Annotated in this window: 19 protein-coding genes and 1 pseudogene; 6 read left to right on the top strand and 14 right to left on the bottom strand. The window is 60.8% G+C overall.

Features of this window, described 5'->3' with window-relative positions; all coding sequences use genetic code 11:
• The first annotated feature begins 47 nt into the window (after positions 1 to 47).
• Positions 48 to 1,235, top strand: coding sequence for a multidrug efflux RND transporter periplasmic adaptor subunit SdeA (gene sdeA / locus C3F38_RS12065; protein WP_055313789.1), 1,188 nt, complete (start codon positions 48 to 50; stop codon positions 1,233 to 1,235).
• A gap of 24 nt (positions 1,236 to 1,259) precedes the next feature.
• A complete protein-coding gene (sdeB, locus tag C3F38_RS12060; protein ID WP_103767493.1) occupies positions 1,260 to 4,403 on the top strand; it encodes a multidrug efflux RND transporter permease subunit SdeB in 3,144 nt (1,047 codons plus the stop codon).
• 64 nt (positions 4,404 to 4,467) lie between these two features.
• On the opposite strand, the gene C3F38_RS12055 is transcribed toward sdeB, so the two are convergent.
• The 9 genes from C3F38_RS12055 to hinT all read right to left on the bottom strand — a co-directional run bounded on the left by C3F38_RS12055 (position 4,468) and on the right by hinT (position 11,651).
• Positions 4,468 to 4,950: an Rrf2 family transcriptional regulator gene (locus tag C3F38_RS12055; RefSeq protein ID WP_047727782.1), complete on the bottom strand. Its 483-nt coding sequence runs from the start codon at positions 4,948 to 4,950 to the stop codon at positions 4,468 to 4,470.
• 264 nt (positions 4,951 to 5,214) lie between these two features.
• Positions 5,215 to 5,751 carry a glycine zipper 2TM domain-containing protein gene (locus C3F38_RS12050; protein WP_168166356.1) on the bottom strand — a complete coding sequence of 179 codons (537 nt, stop codon included), beginning with the start codon at positions 5,749 to 5,751 and terminating at the stop codon, positions 5,215 to 5,217.
• A 355-nt stretch (positions 5,752 to 6,106) separates the two neighbouring features.
• Entirely contained in the window at positions 6,107 to 7,411 is a 1,305-nt protein-coding gene (locus C3F38_RS12045; RefSeq protein ID WP_055317133.1) for an NAD(P)/FAD-dependent oxidoreductase, read from the bottom strand.
• Between the two features lie 332 nt (positions 7,412 to 7,743).
• Positions 7,744 to 8,286, bottom strand: coding sequence for an alpha/beta hydrolase YcfP (ycfP, locus tag C3F38_RS12040; protein ID WP_033638056.1), 543 nt, complete (start codon positions 8,284 to 8,286; stop codon positions 7,744 to 7,746).
• A gap of 79 nt (positions 8,287 to 8,365) precedes the next feature.
• On the bottom strand, positions 8,366 to 9,385 hold the full coding sequence (gene nagZ / locus C3F38_RS12035) for a beta-N-acetylhexosaminidase (RefSeq protein WP_038875555.1): 1,020 nt from the start codon (positions 9,383 to 9,385) through the stop codon (positions 8,366 to 8,368).
• 38 nt (positions 9,386 to 9,423) lie between these two features.
• Positions 9,424 to 10,290: a thiamine kinase gene (gene thiK, locus C3F38_RS12030; protein WP_055312611.1), complete on the bottom strand. Its 867-nt coding sequence runs from the start codon at positions 10,288 to 10,290 to the stop codon at positions 9,424 to 9,426.
• Positions 10,271 to 10,861 carry a penicillin-binding protein activator LpoB gene (gene lpoB, locus C3F38_RS12025; protein WP_038875549.1) on the bottom strand — a complete coding sequence of 197 codons (591 nt, stop codon included), beginning with the start codon at positions 10,859 to 10,861 and terminating at the stop codon, positions 10,271 to 10,273. The genes thiK and lpoB overlap by 20 nt, the downstream gene beginning before the upstream one ends.
• Positions 10,862 to 10,887: 26 nt before the next feature.
• On the bottom strand, positions 10,888 to 11,289 hold the full coding sequence (locus C3F38_RS12020; protein ID WP_055317132.1) for a YcfL family protein: 402 nt from the start codon (positions 11,287 to 11,289) through the stop codon (positions 10,888 to 10,890).
• An 11-nt stretch (positions 11,290 to 11,300) separates the two neighbouring features.
• The gene (gene hinT / locus C3F38_RS12015) at positions 11,301 to 11,651 is read right to left on the bottom strand and encodes a purine nucleoside phosphoramidase (protein ID WP_004928776.1); all 351 of its coding nucleotides are present in this window, start codon (positions 11,649 to 11,651) and stop codon (positions 11,301 to 11,303) included.
• A 221-nt stretch (positions 11,652 to 11,872) separates the two neighbouring features.
• Between hinT and C3F38_RS12010 the strand changes: the two genes are divergently transcribed.
• Complete coding sequence (locus C3F38_RS12010) at positions 11,873 to 12,778, top strand: transporter substrate-binding domain-containing protein (protein WP_038875543.1); 906 nt, start codon at positions 11,873 to 11,875, stop codon at positions 12,776 to 12,778.
• Here C3F38_RS12010 and C3F38_RS12005 read toward each other — a convergent pair.
• Entirely contained in the window at positions 12,775 to 13,152 is a 378-nt protein-coding gene (locus C3F38_RS12005) for a helix-turn-helix domain-containing protein (protein WP_072145090.1), read from the bottom strand. The two genes, C3F38_RS12010 and C3F38_RS12005, sit on opposite strands and share 4 nt — an antisense overlap.
• A gap of 99 nt (positions 13,153 to 13,251) precedes the next feature.
• On the opposite strand from C3F38_RS12005, the gene C3F38_RS12000 reads away from it, so the two are divergent.
• A complete protein-coding gene (locus tag C3F38_RS12000) occupies positions 13,252 to 14,001 on the top strand; it encodes an SDR family oxidoreductase (RefSeq protein ID WP_055317131.1) in 750 nt (249 codons plus the stop codon).
• A gap of 37 nt (positions 14,002 to 14,038) precedes the next feature.
• On the opposite strand, the gene C3F38_RS11995 is transcribed toward C3F38_RS12000, so the two are convergent.
• Complete coding sequence (locus C3F38_RS11995) at positions 14,039 to 15,343, bottom strand: Nramp family divalent metal transporter (protein WP_038875537.1); 1,305 nt, start codon at positions 15,341 to 15,343, stop codon at positions 14,039 to 14,041.
• A gap of 230 nt (positions 15,344 to 15,573) precedes the next feature.
• Between C3F38_RS11995 and mntR the strand changes: the two genes are divergently transcribed.
• Together mntR and C3F38_RS11985 are read left to right on the top strand one after the other, a co-directional pair.
• Positions 15,574 to 16,044 (top strand): manganese-binding transcriptional regulator MntR, encoded by a 471-nt coding sequence (mntR, locus tag C3F38_RS11990; RefSeq protein ID WP_038875534.1) that lies wholly within the window; start codon positions 15,574 to 15,576, stop codon positions 16,042 to 16,044.
• Positions 16,045 to 16,058: 14 nt separating this feature from the next.
• Positions 16,059 to 16,427, top strand: coding sequence for a DUF4180 domain-containing protein (locus tag C3F38_RS11985; RefSeq protein WP_233211727.1), 369 nt, complete (start codon positions 16,059 to 16,061; stop codon positions 16,425 to 16,427).
• Positions 16,428 to 16,437: 10 nt separating this feature from the next.
• On the opposite strand, the pseudogene C3F38_RS11980 reads toward C3F38_RS11985, so the two are convergent.
• From C3F38_RS11980 to ptsG, 3 genes and pseudogenes are all read right to left on the bottom strand, one after another.
• Positions 16,438 to 16,563: pseudogene (locus C3F38_RS11980) on the bottom strand (transposase); the annotation flags it as partial.
• Between the two features lie 24 nt (positions 16,564 to 16,587).
• Positions 16,588 to 17,097, bottom strand: coding sequence for a hypothetical protein (locus tag C3F38_RS11975; protein WP_071934105.1), 510 nt, complete (start codon positions 17,095 to 17,097; stop codon positions 16,588 to 16,590).
• A 234-nt stretch (positions 17,098 to 17,331) separates the two neighbouring features.
• Positions 17,332 to 18,765 (bottom strand): PTS glucose transporter subunit IIBC, encoded by a 1,434-nt coding sequence (gene ptsG, locus C3F38_RS11970; protein WP_016928184.1) that lies wholly within the window; start codon positions 18,763 to 18,765, stop codon positions 17,332 to 17,334.
• Positions 18,766 to 18,998: the final 233 nt, after the last annotated feature.

The following is an 18,998-nucleotide window of genomic DNA, read 5'->3' as shown; positions in this document are numbered from 1 at the left end:
GGGCCGGGTATGGGGCCTGACCGCGCTTACTTATCGGAATAAAAATAATGGCAAATCAACCAAACTCATCGTTCAATGCCGGCGGCCGCACGCGCGCCGTCGCTCTGGGCCAGCGGCTCTCCGGGGTGGCGCTGTTGGCCGCCCTGCTCGCCGGGTGCGACAACAGCGTCGCACACAACGCCCCGCCACCGCCGCCGGTGGTCAGCGCCGCCAGCGTGGTGGTCAAGCCGATCAGCCAATGGGATGCCTTCAACGGCCGGGTCGAAGCGGTGCAAAGCGTGCAGCTGCGCCCACGGGTCTCCGGCTACATCGAGCGGGTCAACTACACCGAAGGCGACGAGGTGAAGAAAGGCCAGGTGCTGTTCACCATCGACGATCGCACCTACCGCGCCGCACGCGAACAGGCGCAGGCGGAGCTGGTGCGGGCTCGCAACCAGGCCGCCCTGGCGCGCAGCGAATCCTCGCGCACCGAGAAACTGATCGGCACTCAGGCCATCTCTCAGGAAGTTTGGGAGCAGCGCCGGTCGTCCGCCGCGCAGGCGCAAAGCAACGTGCTGGCAGCGCAGGCCCAGCTCGATATGGCGCAGCTGAATCTCGACTTTACCCGCGTTACCGCGCCGATTGACGGGCGCGCCAGCCGCGCAATGATCACCGCCGGCAACCTGGTCACCGCCGGCGACAGCGCCAGCGTGCTGACGACGCTGGTGTCGCTCGACAAGGTCTACGTCTATTTCGACGTGGATGAAGCCACCTTCCTGCGCTATCAGCAGCAGGGCCGGCACGACGCGCGCCTGCCGGTGAAAGTCGGCCTGGTAGGCGAAGACGGCACCCCGCATCAGGGGCTGGTGGATTTCACCGATAACCAGCTGAACGCCGGGACCGGCACCATCCGCATGCGCGCCCTGCTCGATAACCGCGAGCGCCGCTTCACGCCGGGGCTGTTCGCCCGGGTACAGATGCCCGGCAGCGCCGAGTTCAACGCCATGCTGATCGACGATAAAGCGGTGATGACCGACCAGAACCGCAAATTCGTTTACATCGTCGATAAAGACGGCAAGGCGCAGCGCCGCGACATCGACGTGGGCCGCATGGCCGAAGGATTGCGCATCGTGCAGAAAGGGTTGGCAAACGGCGATCGGGTGATCGTCGACGGCATGCAGAAAGTGTTTATGCCGGGCATGCCGGTCGACGCGAAAGCCGTCGCCATGAACCCTATCGCCTCCGCACTTAACTAAGCTCCCAGCAGAGACTTCTGACCCATGGACTTTTCCCGTTTTTTTATCGACCGGCCGATCTTTGCCGCGGTGCTGTCGATCCTGATTTTTGTCGCCGGAGCGATCGCCATCCCGCTGCTGCCGATCAGCGAGTACCCGGACGTGGTGCCGCCCAGCGTGCAGGTGCGCGCCGAATACCCGGGCGCCAACCCGAAAGAGATCGCTGAAACGGTGGCCACGCCGCTGGAAGAAGCGATCAACGGCGTCGAAAACATGATGTACATGAAATCGGTCGCCGGTTCCGACGGCGTGCTGGTGACCACCGTCACCTTCCGCCCGGGCACCGATCCCGATCAGGCGCAGGTGCAGGTGCAAAACCGCGTGGCGCAGGCCGAAGCGCGCCTGCCGGAAGACGTGCGCCGCCAGGGCATCACCACTCAGAAGCAGTCTCCGGCGCTGACGCTGGTGGTGCATCTGGTATCGCCTTCCGGCAAGTACGATTCGCTGTACCTGCGCAACTACGCCACCCTGAAGGTCAAGGATGAGCTGGCCCGTCTGCCGGGCGTCGGCCAGGTGCAGATTTTCGGCGCCGGTGAGTATGCGATGCGCATCTGGCTCGATCCGAACAAGGTTGCCGCGCGTGGCCTGACCGCCTCCGATGTGGTGAGCGCCATGCAGGAGCAAAACGTGCAGGTCTCCGCCGGCCAGCTCGGCGCGGAGCCGATGCCGACGCGCAGCGACTATCTGCTGTCGATCAACGCCCAGGGCCGCCTGCAAACCGAAGAAGAGTTCGGCAACATCATCCTCAAGAGCGGCGACAACGGCGAGATCGTGCGGCTGCGCGACGTGGCGCGCATCGAAATGGGCTCCGGCAGCTACGCGCTGCGCGCCCAGCTCAACAACAAGGATGCGGTCGGTATCGGTATCTTCCAGTCGCCGGGCGCCAACGCCATCGAGCTGTCGGACGCAGTGCGCGGCAAGATGGCCGAGCTGGCGACCCGCTTCCCGGACGGCATGAGCTGGAAATCGCCTTACGATCCGACGGTGTTCGTGCGCGATTCGATCCGCGCGGTGGTGGATACCCTGCTGGAAGCGGTGATCCTGGTGGTGCTGGTGGTCATTCTGTTCCTGCAGACCTGGCGCGCCTCGATCATTCCGCTGCTGGCGGTCCCGATCTCCGTAGTCGGCACCTTTGCCGTGCTGTATATGCTGGGCTTCTCGCTCAATACCCTCAGCCTGTTCGGGCTGGTGCTGGCGATCGGCATCGTGGTGGATGACGCCATCGTGGTGGTGGAAAACGTCGAGCGTAATATAGAAGAGGGGCTGTCGCCACTGGCGGCGGCGCACCAGGCGATGCGCGAGGTCTCAGGCCCGATCATCGCCATCGCCGTGGTGCTGTGTGCGGTGTTCGTGCCGATGGCGTTCCTCTCCGGCGTTACCGGCCAGTTCTACAAGCAGTTCGCCGTCACCATCGCCATCTCGACGGTGATCTCCGCCATCAACTCGCTGACCCTGTCGCCGGCGCTGGCGGCGCGCTTGCTTAAACCGCACGGCGCGCCGAAAGATCTGCCGTCGCGCCTGATCGACCGGCTGTTCGGTTGGCTGTTCCGGCCGTTCAACCGCTTCTTCGCCAGCGGTTCGCAACGCTACCAGCGCGGCGTCTCCCGCGTGCTGGGCCGGCGCGGCGCGGTGTTCGTCGTCTACCTGCTGCTGCTGGCCGCCGCCGGGGTGATGTTCAAGACCGTGCCCGGCGGCTTTATCCCGACGCAGGACAAGCTGTACCTGATCGGCGGCGTGAAGATGCCGGAAGGCGCCTCGCTGGAGCGCACCGATGCGGTGATCCGCAAGATGAGCGCCATCGGCCTGAGCGTGGACGGCGTCACCGATGCGGTGGCCTTCCCCGGCCTGAATGCGCTGCAGTTCACCAATACGCCGAATACCGGCACGGTGTTCTTCGCGCTGGAGTCGTTGAGCACCCGTACCCGCACCGCGGCGCAGATCAACGCCGAGATCAACGCACGCATTTCACAGATTCAGGAAGGCTTCGCCTTCTCAATCATGCCGCCGCCGATCCTCGGCATCGGCCAGGGCTCCGGCTATTCACTGTACGTGCAGGATCGTGCCGGGCCGGGCTACGGCGCATTGCAAACGGCGATCAACACCCTGTCCGGCGCCATTATGCAAACGCCGGGGATGGGGTTCCCGATCTCTTCGTATCAGGCCAACGTGCCGCAGCTGGACGCCAAAATCGATCGCGACAAGGCCAAGGCGCAAGGGGTACCGCTTAATGCGCTGTTCAGCACGCTGCAGACCTACCTCGGTTCGTCTTACATCAACGACTTCAACCGCTACGGCCGCACCTGGAAGGTGATGGCGCAGGCCGACGGCCAGTTCCGCGACAGCGTGGAGGACATCGCCAACCTGCGCACCCGCAACGACAAGGGCGAAATGGTGCCGATCGGCAGTATGGTCAGCATCGGCACCACCTACGGGCCGGATCCGGTGATCCATTATAACGGCTTCCCGGCGGCGGACCTGATCGGCGACGCCGATCCGCGCGTGCTCTCCTCTACCCAGGCGATGGGCGCGCTGACGCAGATGGCCGGCAAGCTGCTGCCGAACGGCATGAACATCCAGTGGACCGATCTGAGCTACCAACAATCGACCCAGGGCAACGCCGCGCTGGTGGTGTTCCCGGTAGCGGTGCTGCTGGCGTTCCTCGCGCTGGCGGCGCTGTACGAAAGCTGGACGCTGCCGCTGGCGGTGATCCTGATCGTGCCAATGACCATGCTGTCGGCGCTGTTCGGCGTGTGGCTGACCGGCGGCGACAACAACGTGTTCGTGCAGGTCGGGTTGGTCGTTCTGATGGGGCTGGCCTGCAAGAACGCCATTCTGATCGTCGAGTTCGCCCGCGAGCTGGAAATGCAGGGCAAAGGCATCGTCGAAGCGGCACTGGAGGCCTGTCGCCTGCGGTTGCGGCCGATCGTGATGACCTCCATCGCCTTCATCGCCGGCACCATCCCGCTGATCCTCGGTCACGGCGCCGGCGCCGAGGTGCGTGGCGTCACCGGCATCACGGTGTTCTCCGGCATGTTGGGGGTCACCCTGTTCGGGCTGTTCCTAACGCCGGTGTTCTACGTCACTCTCCGGCGCCTGGTGGCACGCAAAGCGCAGCCGCAGACGGCGTAATCATCGTCTTAACATGCAAAAAGGTCGGGCATTGCCCGACCTTTTTTATGCATGCGAACCGCGATTATTTACCGGCGGCTTCGGCCTCTTGTTGCTCGGCGGCGTATTCCGCGCAGGCGCGCTTGTCGCCCCGCTCCAGTTCGGCCAGCGAATCGGCCACGGTATGGCGGGCCAGCACCGCGAGCGAAGCCTGCTCGGCCTCGTTCACCACCGATTTGAAATACCAGCAGGCGTTGGCGCTCACCAGGCAGCGGGCCGGCACTTCAGGGCGGGAAGCCCAGATGCGCTTGTCGTCGATCACTGCCAGATAGATGTCCCGCAGGGTGATCTCTTCCGCCGGGCGGCCAAGGTGGATAGAGCCGTTTCGGCCCAGGGTAGAAACGATGATGCCGTCTTTAGTCAGCGGGACCATCAGTTTGCGGATAAAGCTGGGGTTGGCTTCCAGAGCGGCGGCGAGGGTGGCGCTCGTCGAACGCATGCCCTGCTTCTCAGCTACGGCGACGCTAAGGACCATTTGCAACGCTGTCGGAAAGCGAAAATCTAACATGTCGTTATCTCTGCGAGACGAAATACTCGGGTTTTACCGGTGCGGCGATTGGCGCCGAACACACCGCTTAATTGCACAATAATATAACAAACACGGGGGCTTTTTTGAAGTTTTGCCCAGTGATATCGCACGCAGACATTAGAACGATCGCAAATTTTTGGGCAGGCAGAAAACAGAAACCCGCGTCAATGTTAACGCCGCTCGCTTAACCGGGTTAAACGATCAGAACTAACACTGCCCGCGGGCTTAATTCGAATGTGGCGATCAGGCTCTGTTCAGCACCAGCTGGCCGTTTTTGTCCAACGGGATTTGCGTGCCCGGATCGTGATCCATGCGGATCTTGCCCTGCTGATTACCGATCTTGTAGGTCACGTCATAACCCAGCATTTTCTGAGACTTGTCGTAGACCGTTTTGCAACGCTGCTGAACGCTGGTGCTGACGTCGTTGTTTTGCATCGCCCCTTGCACCTGGTTGCCGGCATAACCGCCGCCCAGCGCGCCGACCACGGTCGCCACGTCGCGCCCGCGACCGCCGCCGAACTGGTGGCCGATCACGCCGCCCGCCACTGCGCCCAGCACAGAACCGGCGATGCGGTTTTCATCCTGCACCGGCGCACGATGCGTAACGGTGACGTTGCGGCATTCCTGACGCGGCGTTTTGATGGTTTCTTTAATCGGCGTTGCGGCGAGCACCTGCGCGTACTGCGGACCGGCAGAAAAGACGTCCAGGCTGGCTACCGCGGCAATCCCCAGAGCGGCAGCGATACCAATCCCAACACCGGCTAACATTGATTTGTTCACAGGAAACCTCCTGAAAGTGTTACCACGCATTTTGTCCGGGGTCTGTGACCGGCTGCACCGCGCTTATTATTTTGCGCATGGGCGGCTTGCGGTATCCCGGTTTACGGCGTGCGCGACGCGCCGTCTGTAAACGAGGTAAAGTCTGCACAATGATTTGAGGGCCCGCAATAAGACAAGGGGACCAAAAATGCGGGAAAACGGCCGTTTTGCCGCTGTTTAGGAGGAATCTTAAGAATTTTACCCATGCCGACGACAGCTTATGCTGAAGAATCAAACAACCGCCGCCGTTCGCCTCGCGCCGCCATAAAAAAACCCGCGCGGGCGAACCGGCGCGGGTTGGTCGACGAAGGCAGGATCAGTGCATTTTCAGACGCGGGCGGATCACCCGGTTGATGCCGCCTACCAGCATCATCAGGCCGGTTTTGATGTAGCCGTGCAGCGCCACCTGGTGCATGCGGTACAGCGAGATGTAAACGAAGCGCGCGATGCGCCCTTCCACCATCATCGAGCCGCGCATCAGGTTGCCCATCAGGCTGCCGACGGTGCTGAAGCGCGACAGCGACACCAGCGAGCCGTGGTCTTTATACACGTATGGCTTCAGCGTCTGGCCGTTCATCAGCGCCAGAATATTGGTGGCGCAGCACGAGGCCATCTGGTGCGCCGACTGGGCGCGCGGCGGCACGAAACCGCCGCCCTCTTTCGGGCAGGAGGCGCAGTCGCCGATGGCGAAGATGTTCGGATCGCGCGTGGTCTGCAGCGTCGGCTCCACCACCAGCTGGTTGATGCGGTTGGTTTCCAGGCCGCCGATGTCTTTCATGAAGTCCGGCGCCTTGATGCCGGCCGCCCATACCATCAGATCGGCGTCGATGAACTCGCCGCCCTTGGTGTTCAGGCCTTTGGCGTCCGCGCTGGTCACCATGGTGTTGGTCAGCACGCGTACGCCCAGTTTGATCAGCTCCTGGTGCGCCGCAGCGGAAATGCGCGGCGGCAGCGCCGGCAGAATGCGCTCGCCGGCTTCCACCAGCGTCACGTTCAATGCGCTGTTGTCCAGGCCTTCGAAACCGTAGCTGTGCAGCTGCTTCACCGCGTTGTGCAGTTCGGCGGACAGCTCAACGCCGGTGGCGCCGCCGCCGACGATGGCGATGTTGACCCGCTCTTTTTGCCCCGGCTGCGCCGAGAACTTCAGGAACAGGTTGAGCATTTCGTTGTGGAAGCGACGCGCCTGATGCGGGTTATCCAGGAAGATGCAGTGCTCTTTCACGCCCGGCGTACCGAAATCGTTCGAGGTGCTGCCCAGCGCCATCACCAGGATGTCGTACGGCAATTCGCGCGCCGGCACCAGCTCGCCGCCCTGCTCGTCGCAGATCTGCGCCAGCTGCAGCGTTTGCGTCTCGCGGTTGATGTTGGTCAACGACCCCAGTTGGAAGCTGAAATGGTGGTTGCGCGCGTGCGCCAGGTAGCTGAGCGCATCCACGCCGTCATCGAGGGAACCGGTCGCCACTTCGTGCAACAGCGGTTTCCACAAATGGCTGTGGTTGCGATCCACCAGCGTGATCTCCGCTTTGTTCTTGCGGCCAAGTTTATGGCCCAGGCTGGTCGCCAGCTCCAAGCCACCGGCGCCGCCGCCAACAATAACGATTTTCTTCTTTGGCGTTGTCAAAATAACCCCCTAAATGTGAACCATTTGTTATTCCAGGGTAAATAAATAATATCCTTAGAATACATAGGGTTCGCTTAAAATAAATCGGCTCTCTAAGGCCAGAATAACATGCGAGGTTATTTGGTCATACCAAAATTGACGTACATCAAATTTTTTTGGTTAAAGGCTGGACGCGGGGATTTTTTGGGGATTGTGATTCAAATAGTTAGCGCTGAGTCACAGTTTTAAATTTTGCCGATTGCCACGAAAAACTTTACCTTGGCGTACAAAAAAGCCGCACTTTCCGTCGGTACAAAACGGGGAGCGCGGCTCGCGGCGGCGTTATGAAACTGTTAACCCAGCGCCTTGAACGCCTTGATCCGCTGCAGATGGGGTGAGATGTTTTTGAACTTGTGCGTCTGCTGTTCATCCCAGACGATTTCGTAGTAGTGATGCAGCAATTCGGCGCTGCGCCGGTTATCCAGCACCTCGTCGTGCCGCGACAGCACCACCAGACAGCGGTCGCGGTTCTTCTCGCGGAAATCCTCCACGCACTTGGTGGCGATATCGCGATACTCTTCCGGCCGGTCTATCTTGCCGTGCATGTGCTCTTCCGGGTACAGATTGGGGTTGAACATCGCCTGGCGAATGCCGCACAGGAAGCCGATGCGCTCCGCCCAAAAACCACCGAGGCCGACCCCGCAGATCAACGGGTGCGCGTCGCCGCCCTGCTGCACCGCCTTGTCCACCTCTTTCAACAGATGCTGCATGTCGTGACGCGGATGCAGTGTGCTGTAGCTGATGAAGCGCACGTCCGGATCGATAAACTGCAGCTGTAACACCTTTTCATGATTGCCGGGACTGGTGGAATCGAAGCCGTGCAAATAGATAATCATGTGGATCCTCGCAACAAGCCAAGGGCCGCGGGCGCGGCCCTCATCATTTCCGCTCTGCGCCGCGGCGCGGCGCCTGGATTCACCCTTGCGAACGCTGCTTGTGCTCCTCCCAGCGTTCGCTCAGCGCGCTGAGCGCCTTGTGCGCCTGCTGCCAGCGCTCGGAGTCGCGCAGTTCCTGACGGGTGAACTGACCGCGATGATATAACCGCTTCACCTTCTCTGCTTTGACCGGGGACAGGTTATCCAGCACGCTGACCGCACCTTCGCGGTGGTTGCACACCAGGATCATGTCGCAACCGGCATCCAGCGCCGCCTGGCCGCGCTCGGCGTAGCTGCCCATAATGGCGGCGCCTTCCATCGACAGATCGTCGGAGAAAATCACGCCTTCGAAGCCCAGCTCCTGACGCAGGATCTGCTGCAGCCAGTAAGGCGAGCCGCTGGCCGGACGCGGGTCCGCTTCAGTATAGATGACGTGGGCCGGCATGACGGCGTCCAACAGCTGGCGATTGATCAGCTCGCGGAAGATCGCCATGTCGTGCTCACGGATCTGCGCCAGCGGCCGCGGATCGCGCGGGGTTTCCTTGTGCGAATCGGCGCTGACGGCGCCGTGCCCCGGGAAGTGTTTGCCGGTGGTTTTCATGCCGGCACTGTGCATGCCGAGGATAAAGCGCTCCGCCATCGCCAGCGCCTGCTGCGGATCGCTGTGGAACGAACGCTCGCCGATCGCCGCGCTGCCGTGGCCGATGTCCAGCACCGGCGCAAAGCTGATGTCGATATCCTGTGCGATCATTTCCGCCGCCATCAGCCAGCCGGCCTCCTGCGCCAGACGACCGCCTTCCTGCGCATCGTGCAACGCGGCGAACGACTGCGCCGCCGGCAGGCGGGTGAAGCCCTCGCGGAAGCGCTGTACGCGCCCGCCCTCCTGATCTACCGCCACCACCAGCCGATCGTGCGAGGCGGCGCGGATCTGGCGCACCAGCTCACGCAGCTGCTCCGCATCGTGGAAGTTGCGGGTAAACAGGATCAATCCGCCAACCAGCGGGTGTTTCAAAATTTCGCGTTCTTCTGCATCCAGCTCGTAGCCGGCGACATCTAGCATTACTGGGCCCACGGGCACCTCACTTCATTATTGTTCGTTCAGAATTCGGATGATGATAAACAAAGTCGCCGGCGCACCGCCGCGCCCCAGCGCAAAAATTCGGCGTCGCCGCTCTGCTGCCAGCGCACTTCAAACCACAGCAGCATCAGATAATCCACCCACGGCAGCCAGCGGCGCACCTGCGCCTGCAGCCGGGCGACGTCGTGATAGCCCTGGCGCGCGTAGTGCTGCAAAAAGTGCTGCTGCTGGCCGGCCGACCAACCGTTGCCGCGAAACAACGCGGCGATATCCAGCGCCACGTCGCCGTCGGCGGCATATTCCCAGTCGATCAGCCGCAGCCCTTCGCCGGTGGCGAGCAGATTGCCCGGATGGATGTCCATGTGCAGCGGCGCCAGGCGCAGTGGCCGTGGTAAGGCGCTGCGTAAAAAATGACGCTGCAGGCGCAGCCAGTCAGGGGTTAAACGCCGCCTATCCAGCTGTTGCCAGTAGCGGCGGAACTGCCGTCGCAGATCCAGTCGGTAACCGCTGAGCGGCCGCCGGTGCAGTTCCGCCGCCATCGCCGCCAGCTCGCCGCGCTGATTCAGCGCCGCAAACTCGGTATCTGTGACGACGTCACCTTCGAGCCATTCGAGGATAAGCCACTGATTATTTTGTGCGAAAACCCATGGCCCCAGCCCCGGCGCGCAGCGGCGCAAGACCCGCGCTTCCCGCCGGCGGCTCACGCCCAGCGCGCGTTTTTCCGCACTGTGCTGCCGCGCCAACAGCGTGATGCCCACACCGTCGATGCGCCAGCTCTCGCCGGTCAGCCCCTGCACCGGGCTGAAATGACAACCGGCGGTATTCACCGCCGGCAGTCTGGTTTCCATCAATCGTCGCAGCGCGGCCTCAGCGTTTAACGGCGCCATTGCCCGACCAGACGATCTCGCCGGTTTGCACCAGCATCAGCTGCATATCCAACGCCGGCGACTTCACGTCGCCGCTGACGTCGCTGTACAGCACGTACTGCGCGCCGACGATGCGCGCCAGGCCAATCGCCTTGCTGCGCGAACCGAAGCTGTCATCCGCCGACAGGCCCAGCGTTTGTCGGGCGCTGGTCAGCTTCGCTTCCGGCACCACGCTGAAGGTGGAGTTCGACGCCAGCGCCTTGTACAGCGCAGCGGTAGCTTTGCCCATCTGCAGCGAACCGTTGGTATTGTTCTTGACGCTGTCCAGCAACAGCACGCTGCCGGCCGTGACGCCATCGGCCTTCAGCATCTGCCCCACCAGCGGCTGAACGCTGCCCAGCCAGTCAAGCTGCTGGATTTTCGGCGGCTGCGGCACCGGCTCGCTGGTTGGCGGCTGTGGCTGCTCGACCGGCGGATTCGGTTGATCCGGCTCGACGGTGACCGGCGGCAGCGGCTGATCCGGCTCAGGCGGACGCGACAGACAGCCGCTCAGGGTTAATGCGGCCAGCGCCACTAAGACGTACTTTTTCATGCTTTTTCTCCAAACCTGGCAAGCGCTTACAGGTACAGATACAGACGCGCGCTTTTGGCGTCCAGGTTGCCGTTAATCGAGTAGATTTTGGCGTCCGAGTCGGGCGCCACGACGATCTCGCGCGGTTTCTCGAAGGGGCGAATATCCAGCCCCTGCGCGTCGTACCAATAGAAACGATAATGCACGGTGACCGGCGTCGATTGGCTGTTGTTGAGCACCGAGGTCGCCATCACCCGCCCGGAGGCGTTCGAAATCGAGGGCGTATCGGCCAAAATGCCGGCGGTCAGCACCGAAGGATCCATCACCACCGTTTGGCGTTTATTGACCGCGATGCCTGACGGCGAGCTGCACCCCATCAGCAACGCGGCGGGCAACGCCAACGCCAACGCCAACGCCACCAGACCACGCAGAGTTTTTTTACCGCGCATGATTTCCTCGCTTAACGTGACAACAGCGGCCCCAGCGAGCGGCCACCGACCAGGTGCATATGAATATGATAGACCTCCTGACCGGCGTGGCGGTTGCAGTTGACGATCAGGCGATAGCCGTCTTCGGCGATGCCTTCCTGTTCGGCGATCTTCGCCGCGGCGGTGATCATGCGGCCCAGCGCGGCTTCGTGCTCCACGGTCACGTCGTTGACGGTTGGGATCAGCACGTTGGGAACGATCAGCACATGGGTGGGTGCCTGAGGGGAGATGTCACGGAAAGCGGTGACCAGTTCATCCTGATAAACCACATCAGCAGGGATTTCGCGGCGGATAATTTTACTGAAAATCGTTTCTTCGGCCATCTGGCGTTCCTTGTTTTACACAATTAGCTGTACGCAGTATGAGTGACAAATTCTACTGCTTTCAACCTGATTGCGCACTTTCCGCGTCGAGTGCTGCAGATTCGCGCAGGCCGGCGCCCCGCTTGTGCATCTTTTCACTTTGGTTATTCACTATTGTTGCTTTACTTGCCCCGTGCCGCCGCCAATAGTAACCCCATGATTAACAAAGAGTAGAGGGTGTTATGCCACTGAGGATTTCGGCGCTGTGCGCGCTGTTGCTGAGCGCGGCCGTTCAGGCGGCCACGGCGGGCGGTATCGATCTGCAGGCTAACCGAGAGCCGATACGCGCAGAGCCGAACCCGGCCGCTATCGCACTGATTCCGGCGAACTTTCACTTTGCGGTGCCCGGCAAGCTGACGGTGGCGGTGGCGTTCGAGAACTCCCCACCGCTGGCGCTGTTCGCCGATGACAATAAAACGCTGATCGGCAGCGATCCGGACATCGCCCGCCTGGTGGCCGACAGCCTCGGGCTGGCGCTGAATCTGGTGCCCACCTCCTGGGAAGATTGGCCGCTGGGCATCAGCGCCGGCAAATACGATGCGGCGATCTTCAACATCGCCGTCACCAAACAGCGCAAGACCAAATTCGACTTCGCCACCTATCGGGTGGACACGCTGGGCTTTTACGTCAAATCCACCAGCCACATCACCTCGATCAACCGGCCTCAGGACGTCGCCGGGCTGCGGATCATCGTCGGATCCGGCACCAATCAGGAAAACATTCTGCTGGGATGGGATAAACAGAACCGCGCCGCCGGGCTGCCGCCGGTGCAGCCGATCTATGTGACCGACGACGCCGCCACCAACCTGAGCATTCAGTCCGGGCGCGCCGACGCGTTCTTCGGCCCCCACTCCACCGGCGCCTACAAGGCGGCGCTGACCGGCAAGACCAAAATGGTCGGCATCGGCCCCAGCGTGGCCTACGTCGCGGTTACCAGCAAGAAAGGCAATGGGCTGGTAAACGCCATCAACGCCGCCATCAACGGCGTCATCGTCAGCGGCGAATACGCGCAGGTGCTGGAGCGCTGGGGCGAAGGCGACGAAAAGGTCGAGCGCTCTGCCATCAACCCACCGGGCATCGGCGACTAGCCGCCGATAAGCTGCGGCGCATGCCGACGCATCCACTCGGCCAGCGAATCGAGCGTCGGCCGCAGCGACTTACCGAGCGCGGTGACCTGATACTCCACCCGCGGCGGCACTTCGGGAAACACCTGCCGCGTCACCAGGCCGCGCTGCTCGAACAGCCGCAGCTGGCGCGTCAGCTCTTTTTGCGCAATGGGCGCCACCGCCCGCTGCAGTTCGCTGAATCGTACCGGGCCATCGATCATTATCAGCCGATACAGGATCGGTATCGCCCACTTGCCCGACACCAGATTGACGAAGTCCACCATCGGGCAGGATTCGCCCGGCGTCGGCAACGCCGCCAAATTATTTTCCGCCGCTAATGGCGCTTGCGCCGTCATTTCATCCCACCTCGCCCTCTAGTATCCAAAAGGTGCCTACTATGCAAAAGGAACTATAGCGCAAATAATGCCGCAACTAACGCTAAAGAGGAATCGGTTATGTCACGACTGCAAGGCAAATACGCATTGATTACCGGCGGCACCAGCGGCATCGGGCTGGAAACCGCCCGCCAGTTCATCGCCGAGGGCGCGACGGTGGCGATCACCGGGCGCAGCCAAAGCGCCCTGGACGCGGCGGGCCAGGCATTGGCGGGCAAGGCGCTGTTGCTGCTGAGCGACGCCGGCGATATCCCGCAGCAGCGCGAACTGGCGCAGCGGCTGGGGCAACGGTGGCCGCAGCTGGACGTGCTGTACATCAACGCCGGCGACGTTATGCATCGCCCGCTGCAGGAGTGGGATGAGCAGAGCTATCAGCGGCTGATGGACATCAACCTGAAGGGGCCGTTTTTTCTGATCCAGGCGTTGCTGCCGCTGCTGGCCAACCCTTCTTCGGTGATCCTGTGCGGTTCGGTCAGCGCCCATATCGGCCTGCCGCAGAGCAGCGCCTATGCCGCCAGCAAAGCCGGCTTGCTGTCGCTGGCCAGAACGCTGTCCGGTGAGCTGCACGCGCGCGGCATTCGCGTCAACGGCCTCAGCCCCGGCCCGACCGAAACCCCGGCGTTGGGTAAGCTGGGGTTGGCGGAAGCGGATGAGCAGGCATTGCGCGACGATATCCGCGCGCTGGTGCCGATCGGCCGCATGGGCAGCGCACTGGAGCTGGCCAAAGCGGCGGTGTTTCTGGCGGCGGACGAGTCGGCCTTTATGGTCGGCGCCGAGCTGCAGATGGACGGTGGCGTGGGGAATTTATAATTTAGCGAAGCGGCCGCACCCCGCGCGGCCCATAAGATCACCCCAGCCCAGGGATCTCGACGCCGAAGGTCTGCAACAGCAGCACCACGTTGAGCAGCACGATCACCACCGTACCGACTATCGCCGCCAGGCTGGTCCAACGGCCGTTGGCGAACTCGCCCATGATGTCGCGGCGGCGAGTGAACATCACCAGCGCGATCATCGGCGCCGGCAGCGCCAGGCTCAGCACCACCTGGCTGTAGACCAGCGCGTCGGTGGCGTTGACGCCCATCGCCACCACGATAAACGCCGGCACCATGGTGACCAGGCGGCGCACCCACACCGGAATGCGGAAGCCAACGAAGCCCTGCATGATCATTTGCCCGGCCATGGTGCCCACCACCGAGCTGGAAATGCCGGAGGCGATCAGCGAAGCGAGGAAGATGCCGGCGGCCGCTGCACCGAACAGCGGCGTCAGCGTATGGTAGGCAGTGCCAATTTCGGCCACGTCGCTGTTACCGGCGTGGAAGGCGCTCGAGGCCATGATGACCATCGCGATATTCACCAGCCCGGCGAGCGCCAGCGCGATCACCACCTCAATATTGGAGAAACGCAGCAGCTTGCGCCGTTCGCCGTTATCGCTGGCCGGGCTGCGGTGCTGGGTCAGCCCCGAATGCAGGAAAATGGCGTGCGGCATCACGGTGGCGCCGATAATGCCAACGGCGATGGTCAGCGCCTGCGCGTCCGGCAGCTGCGGCGTCACCATGCCGATCCCGGCCGCCTGCCAGTCCACCGGTACGATGAACATCTCCACCAGGTAACACAGCGCGATGATGCCCACCAGACCACCGATCATCAGCTCGACCGGGCGGAAACCTTTTTTTTCCACCATCAACAGCGCATAGGTGATCACCGCCGTCACCCCCATCCCTGCCAGCAGCGGCATATGGAACAGCAGCGCCAGCGCGATCGCCCCGCCGAGAAACTCCGCCAGATCGGTGGCCATCGCCGCCACTTCGCTGAGCAGCCACATGCCGATCACTACCGGCCGTGAAAACTGGTCGCGGCACATCTCCGCCAGATTGCGATTGGTGACGATGCCCAGCTTGGCCGACAGCGCCTGGAACAACATGGCGATCAGGTTGGCCATCACCACCACCCACAGCAGGCTGTAGCCGTATTTCGCCCCGGCCTGAATGTTGGTGGCGAAGTTGCCGGGATCCATATAGGCAATAGAGGCAATCACCGCCGGGCCGGCGAACAGCAACGGCGTAAAGGCACCGCGCTTGCGTCCGGCAAGGGCGGCGCCAATCGCAATGTTGGTCCGTTCGGTTAACGATGGAGTGGTTGCCGCATCACGCATGAAGTACCCTCAATCTTTCACTGGTTATTTTTCCACCTATCATGCTGACAATGTAGCATCGGCTACACTTTATGCAACAGGCGAAATTCATTGGCTTTGTGTAGAGATATTTCTAACTACCACAATGCGTGGCATCGAATTGATAATGTGTGCTATTTGGACTAACTTAGGGCAACCCTCCCCGCATTGCCGGGAGATGCCATTTTTATGCTTACAGGACGCCCCACGCTATGGTTACCCGCGCGCCAGATAACGCCGACCGCCACGCCCAGACCGACATGCCGGACGAGGCCGAGCACGCCCTGCGTTTTAGCCGCGCCCGCGAAGCGCAGTCCAATGCGCTGATCGAAGATTACGTTGAGCTGATCGCCGATTTGCTGCAAAGCACCCGCGAAGCCAGAACCACCGACATCGCGCGCCGCTTCGGCGTGTCTCACCCGACGGCGATCAAAAATATCGCGCGGCTGAAAAGCGCTGGGCTGGTGGAATCGCGCCCTTATCGCGGGGTGTTTTTAACGGAAGAAGGCGAGCAGCTGGCGCAGAAGGTGCGCCGCCGTCACCGCATCGTGGTCGATCTGCTGATGTGCGTCGGGGTGCCGAGCGAAACTGCCGAGCTGGACAGCGAAGGGATTGAGCACCATATCTCGGACGAAACGCTGGCGGTGTTTGAGCATTACCTGCAAAAGCACGCCAAACCCTGACTCCCGGAGCGCCGATGAGCTACGCCGTGCGGCAAATCCATGATCTGCGCCTGGTGGTTTTCGCCGAAGCCGGGCCGCTGTTGAAAGACGAAAACGACGTCAGCCTGTTTATCGCGCCCGCCTTTGAACACGATGCCGGGATGATTGCCCTCCCCGTCACCGCCTCGACGCCGCCTTCTTCCAACTCAGAAGCGGCATGGCGGCCGCGCCATATCGCAGAAATTCATCAACTACCGCCTGCGCGTGGCGCTGCTGGGCGATATCACCCCCCCCGGCCGGCGCAAAGCAACGCGCTGCAAGATTTCGTGCGTGAAGCCAACCGCGGCGAACAGGTCTGGTTCCTCTCTTCTCTCGCCGAACTCGAACAGCGGCTTGGTGCCTGATAGAAAAGGTTCATCGCGCTTTACCGGGAAATGCTGCTTTGATTTTCAGGAAGAAGTAAGCGTTATCCCGAAAACCATAGGCCATTCGCTTCACCACTTTTATCTTATTGTTCATCCCTTCCAGTATGCGGATATGATCACTCTTCCTCATTTTGATATTTCAAGGAGATGTAGTTGCATGCAAAACCACAGCTCCCAAGGCATTACTCCTTTTCTGAACAAAAATCACCCTGTCAGATTCATAGTTACCACCGGGGTAACATATCCTGATATTGGTCCCTAAATCAGGATCATCAACATCTGCACCAGAACAGCTTTTGTAACTTCCTGATGCGTAAGAATAGTGGACCGTATAACTGGACGTTTCGCCTGGCACCAGATACGTAATTGTGATTATTGGAATCAAAAAAATAAATAACAAAGAAACGCAAGCGCCACCATAAAACTTTAGATAATCAATGTACTTATTGCTTTTAACAGCACCTTTATTTATAAAATACAATGAAATAAATAGGGAAAACACCATCGCAGAAACAACCATGCAGCGATTCGTTGAAACACGGAGAAAAGTGATTTGATAAATTTCTCGCTTCCATACGATGAATAGAAAAACAACAATTAGAAATGATATGGTCGCAGCGAAGAGAAACGGATAGGAGTATTTTTTCACTCGAAGAGTCCTTCTTACAAAATCCTTGTTATAGGTATAGACATTAGACCTATGTTGTTGGGACTACACGTCAACGCAACAATCTTAAGTCGGTTTAACGGCGAAATCCCGCGCAGTTTTGCACAATAATTCGATCTCATCCATTACAGACCTGCTCTGGCGCGGGTTCGTTCTACTTTGGACCTTGCAAAAAAAGGGAGGCTTTCGCCTCCCTTGGTAACTCCCCTGCCTGAATCAGTGATTACGGATGTATTCGTCCATATCGGTTTTCAGGTTGTCGGACTTGGTGCCGAAGATGGCCTGCACGCCGGAGCCAGCGACGACTACGCCCGCTGCGCCCAGTTTCTTCAGGCCCGCCTGGTCAACTTTGGACACGTCGGCCACGCTGACGCGCAGACGGGTGATGCAAGCATCCAGGTTAGTGATGTTTTCTTTACCGCCGAAGGCCTGAACCAGCGCCGCGGACATTTCGGAACCGCCCTGCGCAGTCTGCTCGGCAGCGGTGTCTTCACGGCCCGGGGTTTTCAGATCCAGCTTGGCGATCAGCACGCGGAAGATGGTGTAGTACACCAGACCGTAGACGATGCCGACGATCGGGAACAGCCAGATTTTGCTGCTGTTGCCGCTCAGTACGATAAAGTCGATCAGGCCGTGCGAGAAGCTGGTGCCGTCACGCATGCCCAACAGGATGCAGATTGGGAACGCCAGGCCGGCCAGGATAGCGTGGATCACGTACAGGATCGGCGCGACGAACATGAAGGAGAACTCGATCGGCTCGGTGATACCGGTCAGGAACGAGGTCAACGCGGCGGAGATCATGATGCCGCCGACTTTCGCGCGGTTTTCCGGCTTGGCCGAGTGCCAGATGGCGATGGCCGCAGCAGGCAGACCGTACATTTTGAACAGGAAGCCGCCGGACAGTTTGCCCGCGGTTGGGTCACCCGCCATGTAGCGAGGGATGTCGCCGTGGAATACCTGGCCCGCCGCGTTGGTGAATTCACCAATTTGCATTTGGAACGGTACGTTCCAGATGTGGTGCAGACCGAACGGCACCAGAGCACGCTCAACCACGCCGTAAATGCCGAAGGCCACGACCGGGTTCTGATAAGCCGCCCACTGCGAGAAGGTCTGGATAGCCGTACCGATCGGCGGCCAGATGAAGGACAGCACTACGCCCAGAACGATCGCCGCCAGACCGGAAATGATCGGCACGAAACGCTTACCGGCAAAGAAGCCCAGGTATTCCGGCAGTTGAATGCGGAAGAAGCGGTTGAACATATAGGCCGCGATGGCACCGGAGATAATCCCCCCGAGCACACCGGTATCCGCCAGGTGCTTGGCCGCAATCTCTTCAGCCGGCAGGTGCAGCACCAGCGGCGCAACCACCGCCATGGTTTTCACCATGATGCCGTAGGCCACCACCGCCGCCAGCGCAGAAACGCCGTCGTTGTTGGTGAAGCCCAGGGCGACGCCGATGGCGAAAATCAGCGGCATGTTGGCGAAGACCGAACCGCCCGCTTCCGCCATCACGTGGGAGACTACCGCAGGTAGCCAGCTAAAGTTGGCGGAGCCGACGCCCAGCAGGATACCTGCGATAGGCAACACGGACACCGGCAGCATGAGCGATTTACCTACTTTTTGCAGGTTTGCAAATGCGTTCTTGAACATAGTTGAGTGTGCTCCTGAGTAATAATGCTTTGCTACTTCTTGTCGCGATAATTCGCGCTGCAAGGGGGGGAGAAAAACCCCTGCAATTCAGGGTGTCTGAGCACCCCTTGAATTTATTACGCAGAGTAAAATAAATAGCCTGCGCAATGTTTGATGACAATCACGTTTCGATGATCGAGCCGCGGTAACTTTGCATAAACCGGCTGTTTTTTGGCAAAACTGACCAAAAAACA

Origin of the sequence: Serratia sp. SSNIH1, assembly GCF_002935055.1 — a bacterium.
Classification (GTDB): domain Bacteria; phylum Pseudomonadota; class Gammaproteobacteria; order Enterobacterales; family Enterobacteriaceae; genus Serratia; species Serratia nevei.
The sequence above is the reverse complement of the archived record's forward strand: the minus strand, read 5'-3'. Positions and strand labels throughout refer to the sequence as shown.

Excerpts from the sequence above, each read along its gene's own strand:
- lpoB (WP_038875549.1), bottom strand. The coding sequence starts at position 10,861 with ATGAAAAAGTACGTCTTAGTGGCGCTGGCCGCATTAACCCTGAGCGGC.
- ptsG (WP_016928184.1), bottom strand. The coding sequence starts at position 18,765 with ATGTTCAAGAACGCATTTGCAAACCTGCAAAAAGTAGGTAAATCGCTC.
- nagZ (WP_038875555.1), bottom strand. The coding sequence starts at position 9,385 with ATGCTAGATGTCGCCGGCTACGAGCTGGATGCAGAAGAACGCGAAATT.
- hinT (WP_004928776.1), bottom strand. The coding sequence starts at position 11,651 with ATGGCCGAAGAAACGATTTTCAGTAAAATTATCCGCCGCGAAATCCCT.
- C3F38_RS12005 (WP_072145090.1), bottom strand. The coding sequence starts at position 13,152 with ATGACGGCGCAAGCGCCATTAGCGGCGGAAAATAATTTGGCGGCGTTG.
- sdeB (WP_103767493.1), top strand. The coding sequence starts at position 1,260 with ATGGACTTTTCCCGTTTTTTTATCGACCGGCCGATCTTTGCCGCGGTG.
- C3F38_RS11995 (WP_038875537.1), bottom strand. The coding sequence starts at position 15,343 with ATGCGTGATGCGGCAACCACTCCATCGTTAACCGAACGGACCAACATT.
- sdeA (WP_055313789.1), top strand. The coding sequence starts at position 48 with ATGGCAAATCAACCAAACTCATCGTTCAATGCCGGCGGCCGCACGCGC.
- C3F38_RS12055 (WP_047727782.1), bottom strand. The coding sequence starts at position 4,950 with ATGTTAGATTTTCGCTTTCCGACAGCGTTGCAAATGGTCCTTAGCGTC.
- C3F38_RS12000 (WP_055317131.1), top strand. The coding sequence starts at position 13,252 with ATGTCACGACTGCAAGGCAAATACGCATTGATTACCGGCGGCACCAGC.
- C3F38_RS12020 (WP_055317132.1), bottom strand. The coding sequence starts at position 11,289 with ATGCGCGGTAAAAAAACTCTGCGTGGTCTGGTGGCGTTGGCGTTGGCG.
- C3F38_RS12010 (WP_038875543.1), top strand. The coding sequence starts at position 11,873 with ATGCCACTGAGGATTTCGGCGCTGTGCGCGCTGTTGCTGAGCGCGGCC.
- C3F38_RS11985 (WP_233211727.1), top strand. The coding sequence starts at position 16,059 with ATGAGCTACGCCGTGCGGCAAATCCATGATCTGCGCCTGGTGGTTTTC.
- thiK (WP_055312611.1), bottom strand. The coding sequence starts at position 10,290 with ATGGCGCCGTTAAACGCTGAGGCCGCGCTGCGACGATTGATGGAAACC.
- mntR (WP_038875534.1), top strand. The coding sequence starts at position 15,574 with ATGGTTACCCGCGCGCCAGATAACGCCGACCGCCACGCCCAGACCGAC.
- ycfP (WP_033638056.1), bottom strand. The coding sequence starts at position 8,286 with ATGATTATCTATTTGCACGGCTTCGATTCCACCAGTCCCGGCAATCAT.